The sequence below is a fragment of the Bordetella genomosp. 7 genome (genome assembly GCF_002261265.1).
GTDB lineage: Bacteria > Pseudomonadota > Gammaproteobacteria > Burkholderiales > Burkholderiaceae_B > Bordetella_A.
Genome location: NZ_NEVK01000004.1, coordinates 636442 through 648488, shown reverse-complemented (window position 1 = coordinate 648488; position 12047 = coordinate 636442). Strand labels below are relative to the sequence as shown.

Genomic DNA, 12047 nt, shown 5'->3' with positions numbered 1-12047 from the left:
TGCGCCTCGCCGGCCCTGGGCCGGGCGGGGCGTTTTTGTCTGACCGCTATCGGCGCGAGCCGACAAAGATGTAAACAAATATGGCAGTTGCTGCGCCTGCCGGCCGGTATTGGCCGGCCGTTCAGGCGGCACAGGGTGGGGAGTTCCCCAGGTCTGGCTACCCGTTCAAGCAGGGGCCTGGAGCTTTACGGTAAAATGCGCCGTTTACCTGTTCGTTCACTTACTTTCGGAAAATTTGATGCAGCCTGAGGTTGAAACCCTATCTGGTCTGGAACGCCGTGTCGATCTGACGGTTTCCGTGGCCGACGTCGAAAAGGAAGTCCAGGCGCAACTCAAGCGCGTTGCCCGTACCGCCAAGGTGCCCGGATTCCGTCCTGGCAAGGCTCCGCTGGCCATGCTCGAACGCAGCCATGGCCCCGGCATCCGCTACGACGTCATCAACGGCCAAGTCGGCCGCGCCTTTGAACAAGCCGTCGAGGGCGCCAAGTTGCGCGTCGCGGGCGCGCCCACGCTCGAGCCCAAGACTGAAGGTGTTGCCGACGACACCCTGGCCTTCAGCGCCACGTTCGAGGTCTATCCCGAAGTAACCTTGCCCGACCTTTCGGCCTTGTCCGTTACGCGTTACGCCACGCCTGTGACCGACGCCGAAGTGCAACAGACGCTCGATGTGCTGCGCAAGCAGCGCGCTACCTACGAAGCCCGCACCGACCGCGCCGCCCAGGATGGCGATCGCGTCACGCTCGACTTTGCGGGCACCATCGACGGCGTGCCGTTCGAAGGCGGCAAGGCCGAGGACTTCCCGTTCGTGCTGGGTCAGGGTCGCATGCTGCCGGAGTTCGAAGCGGCGGCCACGGGCTTGAAGGCCGGTGAAAGCAAAGTGTTCCCGCTCAAGTTCCCCGACGACTACCAGGGCAAGGAAGTGGCGGGCAAAACCGCCGAATTCACCATCACCGTCAAGGAAGTGGCCGAAGCCATCCTGCCCGAGGTCGACGCCGAGTTCGCCCGGGCGCTCGGCCAGGCCGAAGGCGATGTCGAGAAGCTCAAGGCCGACGTCCGCACCAACATCGAGCGCGAGGTCAAGGCTCGCACCCAGGGCCGCACCAAGGCCAGCGTCATGGACGCCCTGGTCGAAGCCGGCAAATTCGATGTGCCCAAGGCGCTGGTCGACAGCGACGTGCAGAGCCGCGTGCAGGCCGCCCGCGAAGAGCTCAAGCAGCGCGGTGTGCCCAATGCCGAATCCGTGCCGATCCCGGCCGAAATGTTCACCACCGAGTCCGAGCGCCGCGTGCGTCTGGGCCTGCTGGTGTCCGAACTGGTCAAGCAGGCCCAGTTGCAGGCCAAGCCGGAGCAGGTGCGCGCGCGCATCGAAGAGTTCGCGCAAAACTACGAGCAGCCGGCTCAGGTGGTCAGCTACTACCTTGCTGATCGCCAGCGTCGTGCCGAAATCGAGGCTATCGTGCTCGAAGACAACGTCGTTGAGCACGTGCTCAGCCAAGCCAAGGTCACTGAAGAACAGGTGGCCTTCGATCAGTTGATGGGGATGGCATAAACATATGCAGCGTTTTACCGATTTCTACGCGTCAATGTACGGTGGGGCGTCGGTCACGCCCACCGGGTTGGGATACATCCCGATGGTCATCGAGCAGTCGGGGCGCGGCGAGCGCGCCTACGACATCTACTCGCGCCTGCTGCGCGAGCGCCTCGTGTTCCTGGTGGGCCCCGTCAACGACAACACGGCCAACCTCATCGTGGCGCAGCTGCTGTTTCTGGAATCGGAAAACCCTGACAAAGACATCTCGCTGTACATCAACTCGCCCGGTGGGTCGGTCTATGCCGGCATGGCAATCTACGACACCATGCAGTTCGTCAAGCCCGATGTGTCCACGTTGTGCACGGGCCTGGCAGCCAGCATGGGCGCGTTCCTGCTTGCCGCGGGCAAGAAGGGCAAGCGGTTCACGCTGCCCAACTCGCGCATCATGATCCACCAACCCTCGGGCGGGGCGCAGGGGCAGGCTTCCGACATCCAGATCCAGGCTCGCGAGATCCTGGACCTGCGCGAACGCCTGAACCGCATCCTGGCAGAGAATACCGGCCAGCCCGTCGACCGCATCGCCATAGACACCGAGCGTGACAACTTCATGTCCGCCGAAGATGCGGTATCGTATGGTCTGGTGGACAAGGTTCTCGCATCCCGCTCCGAGAGCTAGGCCGCGGTAATCCCGCGGGCAGTGCGGTACCGTCACGTCCGAGTAAGCGCTGAATGTGCCGGCCCGGCCCGGGCCGCCATATTCTCACCAGAGATACGAAACACATATGCCTGACAAGAAGGGATCGGCCGACGCAAAGGTGCTGCATTGCTCGTTCTGCAATAAAAGCCAGCACGAAGTCCGCAAGCTGATCGCGGGGCCATCGGTGTTCATTTGCGACGAGTGCATCGACCTCTGCAATGACATCATCCGCGAAGAAGCGCAGGCCAGTGCGCGTGCGGCCATACGGTCCGAGTTGCCCACGCCGTCCGAAATCAAGACGTTCCTCGACCAGTACGTCATTGGCCAGAGCCTGCCCAAGCGCATGTTGGCGGTGGCCGTATACAACCACTACAAGCGCATCCGTCACGGCGAGATCAAGGGCGACGACGTCGAACTGTCCAAGAGCAACATCATGCTCATCGGACCTACCGGTTCGGGCAAGACGTTGCTCGCACAGACCCTGGCGCGCATGCTGAATGTGCCCTTCGTCATGGCCGACGCCACGACACTGACCGAGGCCGGCTACGTAGGCGAAGACGTCGAAAACATCATCCAGAAGCTGCTGCAGAACTGCAACTACGAGGTCGAGAAGGCGCAGCGCGCCATCATCTACATCGACGAAATCGACAAAATCTCGCGCAAATCCGACAACCCGTCGATCACGCGCGACGTGTCCGGCGAAGGCGTGCAGCAGGCTTTGCTCAAGCTCATCGAAGGCACGGTGGCCTCGGTGCCGCCGCAGGGCGGCCGCAAGCACCCCAACCAGGACTTCGTCCAAGTCGACACGACCAACATTCTGTTTATTGTGGGCGGCGCCTTCGACGGGCTCGAAAAGGTCATCCGCGACCGCACCGAGAAGTCCGGCATCGGCTTTTCGGCTTCGGTACGCGCCAAGTCCGAGCGCGGGGTAGGGGAACTGTTCAGCGAAGTCGAACCGGAAGATCTGATCAAGTTCGGGCTCATTCCCGAACTGGTGGGTCGACTGCCGGTGGTCGCCACGCTCGACGAGCTTGACGAGGCCGCGCTGGTACAAATTCTTACCGAACCCAAGAACTCGCTCATCAAGCAGTTCCAGAAGCTGTTCGCCATGGAAGGCGCGGAACTCGACGTGCGTCCGGGGGCCCTGAAGGCCATCGCCCGCAAGGCGCTCAAGCGCAAGACTGGCGCGCGCGGGCTGCGCTCCATTATCGAGGCGGCATTGCTCGACACCATGTACGATCTGCCTTCCCAGGGCAATGTCGGCAGGGTGGTGCTCGACGAGAACGTCATCGACGGCGACGGCAAGCCGCTGTTGATCTACGCCGACGAAACCACCGCGCCCGACAAGCCGGCGCGCAACCAGGTTCGAGGTGCGGCAGCCTGAAAATGAATGAAGCAAAAAAACCCGTTACGTAACGGGTTTTTTGCCTATAGCGCCCGCCCGGATGCCGGCCGCTTGATTTTTCGGCTATCGTTCCCATATCAGACGTAACCCATACGGATAAAAACGTCCGACCGGACGTCCGTACCGATACGCCGAGTCTCACAAGGAATTTTTTATGTCTGCCAGCCAGACCCTGCCTTCAGAACCCATCGATCTGCCGCTGCTTCCGCTGCGCGACGTCGTGGTGTTCCCGCACATGGTCATCCCGCTGTTCGTCGGGCGCCCGCGTTCGATCAAGGCGCTCGAGGTGGCAATGGAAGCCGGCAAGAGCATCATGTTGGTGGCGCAGAAGTCCGCCGGCAAGGACGACCCCACGCCCGAAGACGTCTATGAAATCGGCTGCGTGGCGGGCATCCTGCAAATGCTCAAGCTGCCCGACGGCACCGTAAAGGTATTGGTCGAAGGCACCCAGCGCGCCCGCATCGACAGCATCGAAGACGCCGAATCGCACTTCGTGTGCCAGGTGACCCCCGTGGCGCATGACGTCGTGCAGGGGGCCGAAACCGAGGCGCTGCGCCGCGCCATCGTGGCCCAGTTCGAGCAGTACGTCAAACTCAATAAAAAGATCCCGCCCGAGATCCTGACTTCGCTTGCAGGCATCGATGACGCCGGCCGCCTGGCCGACACCATTGCCGCGCATCTGCCGCTCAAGCTTGAGCAAAAGCAGAAGATGCTCGAAATCCTGGGCACCTCCGAGCGCCTTGAAGGGCTGCTGACGCAACTCGAAACCGAGATCGATATCCTCCAGGTCGAAAAGCGCATTCGTGGCCGCGTCAAGAAGCAAATGGAGAAAAGCCAGCGCGACTACTACCTGAACGAGCAGGTCAAGGCCATCCAGAAGGAACTCGGCGAAGGCGAAGAGGGCGCTGACATCGAGGAACTCGAGAAGAAGATCATCGCCGCGCACATGCCCAAAGAGGCGCGCAAAAAGGCCGACGCTGAACTGAAGAAGCTCAAGCTGATGTCGCCGATGTCCGCCGAAGCCACGGTGGTGCGCAACTATATCGACACGCTGATCAACCTTCCCTGGAAGCGCAAGAGCAAGATCAACAACTCTATCGGCAATGCCGAGAAGGTACTTGACGACGACCACTACGGCCTGGAAAAGGTCAAGGAACGCATCCTTGAATATCTCGCCGTGCAGCAACGGGTGGACAAGGTCAAGGCGCCCATTCTGTGTCTGGTCGGCCCCCCGGGGGTAGGCAAGACCTCGCTGGGCCAGTCGATCGCCCGCGCCACCAATCGCAAGTTCGTGCGCATGGCGCTGGGCGGCGTGCGCGATGAAGCCGAGATCCGCGGTCATCGCCGCACCTACATTGGTTCGATGCCTGGCAAGATTCTGCAGAACATGAGCAAGGTGGCGGTGCGCAACCCGCTGTTCCTGCTCGACGAAATCGACAAGCTGGGCATGGATTTCCGCGGCGACCCGTCGTCGGCCCTGCTTGAAGTGCTCGACCCCGAACAGAACCACACGTTCCAGGACCATTACGTCGAGGTCGACTTCGACCTGTCTGATGTCATGTTCGTGGCAACCAGCAATACGCTGAACATTCCGCCGGCCCTGCTCGACCGTATGGAAGTCATTCGCCTGTCGGGTTACACCGAAGACGAAAAGGTTCACATCGCTCGTGACCACCTGCTGCCCAAGCTGATGAAGAACAATGGGCTGAAAGAGTCCGAGCTTACGGTCGATGATTCGGCCCTGCGCGATATCGTGCGGTATTACACCCGCGAAGCCGGCGTGCGTGCGCTCGAGCGCGAAGTCGGCAAGATCTGCCGCAAGGTGGTCAAGGAACTGCTGTCCGAAGCCGACAAAGCCAAGGCCGATGGCAAGCCCGCGCAGCCGGCGCCGGTGCATGTCAATGCCGACAACCTCAACGATTACCTGGGCGTGCGGCGTTACACCTTCGGCATGGCCGAGAAAGAGAACCAGATCGGACAGGTCACGGGGCTTGCCTGGACCGAAGTGGGCGGCGACCTGCTGACCATCGAAGTCGCCGACATGCCGGGCAAGGGCGCGATTCAGCGCACGGGTTCGCTGGGCGACGTCATGAAGGAATCGGTAGAAGCCGCGCGCACCGTAGTGCGCTCGCGGGCGCGTCGTCTGGGCTTTGCCGACGGTGTTTTCGAAAAGCGCGACATGCACGTACACGTGCCTGAAGGCGCAACCCCCAAGGACGGCCCTTCGGCTGGTATCGCCATCACGACGGCCATGGTTTCGGCGCTTTCGGGTATTCCCGTGCGCGCCGACGTTGCCATGACCGGCGAAATCACCCTGCGCGGCGAGGTGCTGCCCATCGGTGGCTTGAAAGAAAAGCTGTTGGCCGCGCATCGTGGCGGTATCAAGACGGTGTTGATCCCCGAGGAAAACGTCAAAGACTTGGCCGAGATTCCGGACAACGTCAAGAACCAGCTCGAGATCGTGCCGGTGCGCTGGATCGACAAGGTGCTGGAACTGGCGCTTGAGCGCCAGCCCGAACCCCTGGCCGACGATGATGCCGTGAAAGAGCCGCTGGTCAGCAAGCCGGCCGACCCCGCGCCGACAGACCCTGTCTTCAAGCATTAAGGGTTGTAGGGGCGGTTATCCGCCCGGGCAAAAAAACAGGGCGCTACATGGCGCCCTGTTTTTTTTTGCGTGCTCGCCGCGCCGGTTCGATTTTTTTTGCACACCGTTGCCGGCGCGGAGACTCTCGTTGTGGGCCGGCGGGATGCCGCCTTGGCCAGGCCGGCGGCGCCTTAGTGCAACGGTTGGGTGCGAATCAGCCCTACCGCAATACCTTCAAGCGCGAATTCCTGAGTGTTGTCGACGAGGATGGGAGAGAAGTCGGGGTTTTCGGGCAGCAGCTCGATGCGACCCTGGCGGCGCTGCAAGCGCTTGACGGTGACGTCGTCACCCAGGCGGGCGACGATGATCTGCCCGTTGCGAGCGTCGGCGGCGCGTTTTACCGCGAGCAGGTCGCCTTCCAGAATGCCTGCGTCGCGCATGCTCATGCCGCGTACCTTCAACAGGTAGTCGGGAGCCTGCGCGAACAAGGCTGGGTCGACGCCGATTTCGCGCTCGACGTGTTCGGCAGCCAGGATGGGGCTGCCGGCCGCCACCCTGCCCACCAGCGGCAGCAGCAGCCGCCCGACGGTGTCGGCCATGCCGGCCAGCGCGGACGATGCAGCAGCGGATGCGGCGGCAGCGGATGCGGAGGAGTGGCCGGCGTCTTTCAGGCGTATGCCGCGCGACGCGCCGGCTGTGAGTTCAATGGCCCCTTTGCGCGCCAGCGCCTTGAGATGGTCTTCGGCGGCGTTGGGCGAGCGGAACCCCAGCGCGCGGGCGATTTCTGCCCGCGTGGGAGGAAAACCGGTGCGCTCGACCGTAACCCGGATGAGATCCAGGATTTCCTGCTGGCGGTCGGTGAGTTTAGTGGCCATGGCGATGATCCGAAAGGCGGACTGTATGGATATACAGCGTGGATTCTGGACGAGCGCGGGCGAAAATGCAAGCGCCGTGCAGCGGGAGCGGCTGCGCGGTTTGTTGCACGGGTGTGGCATGGACGAGCGTCGCCGCGGATCCGGCCGCGGGGAAAGCCGACTCGCAACAAAAAAGGCCCGTCCTTTGCCGGACGGGCCTTGCTGCGCAGTGGCCGGGCTTACTGCTTGATGACTGCGGCGATCGCGTTGGCGACGGTGTCGATATTGCGGCTGTTCAAGGCCGCCACGCAGATGCGGCCGCTGGACACAGCGTAAATGCCATGTTGCTCGCGCAGGACGTCCACCTGAGCGGAGGTCAGGCCGGAATACGAGAACATTCCGCGTTGCTGCAGCACGAAGCTGAAGTCCTGCGTGGCGCCTGCGGCGGCGATTTTCTCGACCAGTTCCTTGCGCATCAGGCGGATGCGGTCGCGCATGCCAGCCAGTTCTTCTTCCCACAGCGCATAGAGCTCCGGCGTATTCAGCACGGTGGAGACCACCGTGCCGCCGTGCGTGGGCGGGTTCGAATAGTTGGTGCGGATGACGCGCTTGAGCTGGCTGAGCACGCGCGTGGCTTCGTCCTTGTTGCCGGCCACTACAGTCAGCGCGCCCACCCGCTCGCCGTACAACGAGAACGATTTGGAGAACGACGAGCTGATCAGCATGGTCAGCCCCAGGCTTGCAAACAGGCGCACTACCGCGGCGTCTTCCTGCAGGCCTGCGCCAAAGCCCTGGTAGGCGATGTCGAGGAAGGGCACCAGGTTGCGCGCCTTGACGACCTGTGCGATCTGCTGCCATTGCTCGGGCGTCGGGTCGACGCCGGTGGGGTTGTGGCAGCACGCGTGCAGCACCACGATGGTCTGTTCCGGCGCGGCCTGCAGCGAGGCCAGCATGCCCGGGAAGTCCAGGCCATGAGTGGCCGGGTCGTAGTAGGCATACGTATCGACCGTGAAGCCCGCGCGTTCGAACAGCGCCCGGTGGTTCTCCCAGCTGGGGTTGCTGATCAGCACTCTGGATTGCGGCAGCAACTGGCGCAGGAAGTCGGCGCCGATCTTCAGGGCGCCGGTGCCGCCCAGCGCCTGGGCGGTCAGGACGCGGCCTTCTGCGGCCAGCGAGGAGTCCGCGCCCAGCAGCAGCGTTTGCGCGCCTTTGTTGTAGCCGGCGATGCCTTCGATCGGCAGGTAACCCCGCGCCGACGCGGCCTCGATGCGCGCGATTTCCGCCTTGCGCACCGCCGACAGCAGCGGAATACGGCCATCGTCGTCGTAGTACACACCCACGCCCAGGTTGACTTTACCGGGGCGGGTATCGGCGTTGTACTGTTCGTTCAGACCCAGGATGGGGTCGCGCGGCGCAAGTTCGACGGAATCGAAAAGGGAGCTCATGGGAGTTCAGTAAGGTGTGTGGACGCGAGAAGGCCCGCTGTGGATAATGGGGGGTTTACCCTGAAACAGTCTAGCATGACCGCCCCCGGATTCGTCGATTTTCCCGACAGCCCCTTCCATTTGTACCAGCCCTATCCGCCGGCTGGCGACCAGCCCACGGCCATCGACAGCCTGGTGCAGGGCATACAGGACGGGCTCATGTACCAGACGCTGCTCGGGGTAACCGGCTCGGGCAAGACGTACACCATGGCGAACATCATCGCCAGGCTGGGGCGGCCCGCGCTGGTGCTGGCGCCCAACAAGACCTTGGCCGCCCAGCTGTACGCCGAAATGCGCGAGTTCTTTCCCAAGAATGCGGTGGAGTATTTCGTTTCGTATTACGACTACTACCAGCCTGAGGCCTACGTGCCGACACGCGACCTGTTCATTGAAAAAGACTCGTCCATCAACGAGCACATCGAACAGATGCGGCTGTCGGCCACCAAAAGCCTGCTGGAGCGGCGCGACACAGTCATTGTGGGCACCGTATCGTGCATATACGGTATCGGCAACCCCGGCGACTACCATGCCATGGTGCTGATCCTGCGCGCCGGCGATCGCATTTCGCGCCGCGAAGTGCTGGCGCGCCTGGTGGCCATGCAGTACACCCGCAATGACGCCGATTTCACCCGCGGGACTTTCCGCGCCCGCGGCGAAACGCTCGACATCTTTCCGGCCGAAAGCCCGGAACTCGCCGTGCGCGTCACCCTTTTCGACGACGAAATCGAGTCGCTCGAACTGTTCGACCCGCTTACCGGCCGCGTGCGCCAGAAGGTGCCCCGGTTCACCGTGTACCCGGGTTCGCACTATGTCACCCCGCGCGATACCGTGTTGCGCGCCATCGAAACGATCAAGGAAGAACTGCGCGAACGGCTGAAGCTGCTTACCGCCGAAGGCAAGCTGGTCGAGGCCCAGCGTCTGGAGCAGCGCACCCGCTTCGACCTCGAAATGCTGCAGGAACTCGGTTTCTGCAAGGGCATCGAAAACTACTCCCGGCACTTGTCGGGCGCGGCGCCCGGCGAGCCGCCGCCGACGCTCATCGATTACCTTCCCGCCGACGCCCTGATGTTCATCGACGAAAGCCATGTCACCATCGGGCAGCTGGGCGGGATGTACCGTGGCGACCGGGCACGCAAAGAAACGCTGGTGCAGTATGGCTTCCGGCTGCCGTCGGCGCTCGACAACCGGCCGCTGCGCCTCGAAGAATTCGAGGCGCGCATGCGGCAATGCGTGTTCGTGTCCGCGACGCCGGCCGCCTACGAGCAGGAGCACACTGACAACGTCGTCGAACAGGTGGTGCGCCCCACCGGGCTCGTCGATCCCCAGGTCGAAGTGCGCCCCGCGCGCACGCAGGTCGACGACCTGCTTGGTGAGATCAAGCGGCGGGTGGCGGTCCAGGAACGCGTGCTGGTCACCACGCTGACCAAGCGCATGGCCGAAGACCTTACCGATTTCCTGGCCGAGCACGGGGTGCGCGTGCGGTACCTGCATTCCGACATCGACACCGTCGAGCGCGTCGAGATCATCCGCGACCTGCGGCTGGGCACCTTTGACGTGCTGGTGGGCATCAACTTGCTGCGCGAAGGGTTGGATATCCCCGAAGTTTCGCTGGTGGCCATCCTGGACGCCGACAAAGAAGGCTTCCTGCGATCCGAGCGCAGCCTGATCCAGACCATCGGGCGCGCGGCGCGCAACCTCAACGGGCACGCCATTCTTTATGCCGACAACATTACGGCGTCCATGCGGCGCGCCATCGACGAAACCGGGCGCCGCCGCGCCAAGCAACTGAAGTTCAACGCCGACCACGGCATTACCGCACGCGGCGTCAACAAAGCCGTGCGCGAGCTGATCGACGGGATTGTCGCCCCGGCGCGCCACGATACGCTCGAAGCCGCGGTGGCGCCGGAACTGCTGGCCGACGAAAAGGCAATGGCGCGCGAAATCCGGCGCCTGGAAAAGTTGATGACCGATCACGCGCGCAACCTGGAATTCGAGCAGGCGGCCGCCGCGCGCGACGCCCTCAATGCGCTCAAGCAGAAGGTCTTGCTGGGCGGCGGCGCCTAGCATGGCGCGGCCCCGGATCGGCATTAAAAATGGGCTGATAACAGCCTTGTGTTGCATCGCAGCCAGCGCTCCGCGGCTGTTACAAATGCGGCGCAACAAAAACCGAGAATAAGCTTTCAGTGATCGCTATAAGCTATTGATTTGATATAGATAAACAATGGCTGTGATTGCGCGCTGCATGACTGCGCAAATGCAAAAAAAACTTGCTATATTCCGGGTTTTCCCTCAGACTTGCACCCATGATGACCAAGGTACTTTTCGTTTGCATGGGTAATATCTGTCGCTCGCCGAGCGCAGAGGGCGTTTTTCGCCATTTGGTGAACGATGCCGGCTTGGGCGATGTCGTACATGTGGATTCCGCAGGTACGCACGCCTATCACATTGGCGAGGCGCCGGACGCGCGCGCGCAGGCGGCGGCCCGTAAGCGCGGCTACGAGATCGGCCATTGCCTGGCTCGTCAGGTCACGGCCGACGACTTCCGCGAATTCGACCTCATTCTGGCTATGGACTGGGACAATCTGTCTGCGTTGCAGCAACAGTGTCCCAAGCAATATCAGCACAAGCTGATGCTGCTGATGCGCTTTGCCAACGAATTCGAAGAAGCCACGGTGCCCGATCCCTACTACGGCGGGCCTGAAGGTTTCGGCAAAGTGCTCGATTACCTTGAAGACGCCTGTCAGGGCGTGCTCGAACTCGTCCGCAAGCGCGCAACCCAATATCAGGCTGCCTGAACCGCAGCTTTCCCGCAAAACCGCGCCCAGGCGCGGTTTTTTGCGACTGCGATGACTTAGCAGTTTAGTCGGGAATTTGCTATACTTGAGGTAATTACTCAGGTATTGGTTGCCCATCCGGGGTGGCCTGCCGGTTTTACAGGAAACCACCATGCGGCTTACGACGAAAGGGCGGTTCGCGGTCACCGCGATGATCGACCTGGCCATGCGGCAGCACAGCGGTCCGGTGACTCTCGCGGCGATCAGCCAGCGCCAGAATATTTCGCTTTCCTATTTGGAACAACTCTTCGGCAAGTTGCGCCGCCACGAACTGGTCGACAGCGTGCGGGGCCCGGGCGGCGGCTATTCGCTGGCCCGCTTGGCGCGCAACGTCACTGTGGCCGACATCATTTTCGCAGTCGACGAACCCCTGGATGCCACCAACTGTGGCGGCAAGCACGATTGCACCAGCGGCAAGGACGGCAAGTCGGGCAAGTGCATGACCCACGAGCTCTGGACCACGCTGAACCGCAAGATGGTCGACTATCTTGATTCCGTTTCCCTGCAAGACCTGGTGGACCAGCAGCGGCTGCGCCAGTTGCAGGAAGCCTCCCAGGCGGCGCAGAGCTGTGCGGCTGTACGGGTAGAGCGCGGCAGTGCCGGCGCCCCCGCAGCCTCGAGCTCTTCAGTTGCCGCCGGTGCCACCGTATAAGAAGCA

9 protein-coding genes are annotated in these 12047 nt (G+C 62.5%); 7 read left to right on the top strand and 2 right to left on the bottom strand.

All coding sequences use genetic code 11. The annotated features are described in order from the left end of the window. Positions 1-238 precede the first annotated feature (238 nt). The 4 genes from tig to lon all read left to right on the top strand — a co-directional run bounded on the left by tig (position 239) and on the right by lon (position 6238). Positions 239-1549: a trigger factor gene (tig, locus tag CAL19_RS10190; protein WP_094796698.1), complete on the top strand. Its 1311-nt coding sequence runs from the start codon at positions 239-241 to the stop codon at positions 1547-1549. A gap of 4 nt (positions 1550-1553) precedes the next feature. Next, positions 1554-2207 carry an ATP-dependent Clp endopeptidase proteolytic subunit ClpP gene (clpP, locus tag CAL19_RS10185; RefSeq protein ID WP_026638131.1) on the top strand — a complete coding sequence of 218 codons (654 nt, stop codon included), beginning with the start codon at positions 1554-1556 and terminating at the stop codon, positions 2205-2207. Positions 2208-2313: 106 nt separating this feature from the next. Then, positions 2314-3612, top strand: coding sequence for an ATP-dependent Clp protease ATP-binding subunit ClpX (gene clpX / locus CAL19_RS10180; RefSeq protein ID WP_026638130.1), 1299 nt, complete (start codon positions 2314-2316; stop codon positions 3610-3612). A 175-nt stretch (positions 3613-3787) separates the two neighbouring features. After that, positions 3788-6238, top strand: a complete 2451-nt coding sequence (gene lon / locus CAL19_RS10175; RefSeq protein ID WP_094796697.1) for an endopeptidase La — start codon at positions 3788-3790, stop codon at positions 6236-6238. A 170-nt stretch (positions 6239-6408) separates the two neighbouring features. Here the strand turns inward: lon and lexA are convergent, their stop codons facing one another. Both lexA and CAL19_RS10165 read right to left on the bottom strand, forming a co-directional pair. Next, positions 6409-7092 carry a transcriptional repressor LexA gene (gene lexA / locus CAL19_RS10170; protein WP_026638128.1) on the bottom strand — a complete coding sequence of 228 codons (684 nt, stop codon included), beginning with the start codon at positions 7090-7092 and terminating at the stop codon, positions 6409-6411. 218 nt (positions 7093-7310) lie between these two features. Further along, a complete protein-coding gene (locus CAL19_RS10165) occupies positions 7311-8516 on the bottom strand; it encodes an amino acid aminotransferase (RefSeq protein ID WP_094796696.1) in 1206 nt (401 codons plus the stop codon). Between the two features lie 75 nt (positions 8517-8591). Between CAL19_RS10165 and uvrB the strand changes: the two genes are divergently transcribed. The 3 genes from uvrB (at position 8592) to iscR (ending at position 12041) form a co-directional block, all read left to right on the top strand. After that, a complete protein-coding gene (gene uvrB / locus CAL19_RS10160; RefSeq protein WP_094796695.1) occupies positions 8592-10619 on the top strand; it encodes an excinuclease ABC subunit UvrB in 2028 nt (675 codons plus the stop codon). Between the two features lie 239 nt (positions 10620-10858). Further along, complete coding sequence (locus CAL19_RS10155; RefSeq protein WP_026638125.1) at positions 10859-11350, top strand: low molecular weight protein-tyrosine-phosphatase; 492 nt, start codon at positions 10859-10861, stop codon at positions 11348-11350. A gap of 151 nt (positions 11351-11501) precedes the next feature. Next, positions 11502-12041, top strand: coding sequence for a Fe-S cluster assembly transcriptional regulator IscR (gene iscR / locus CAL19_RS10150; protein ID WP_026638124.1), 540 nt, complete (start codon positions 11502-11504; stop codon positions 12039-12041). Positions 12042-12047 lie beyond the last annotated feature (6 nt).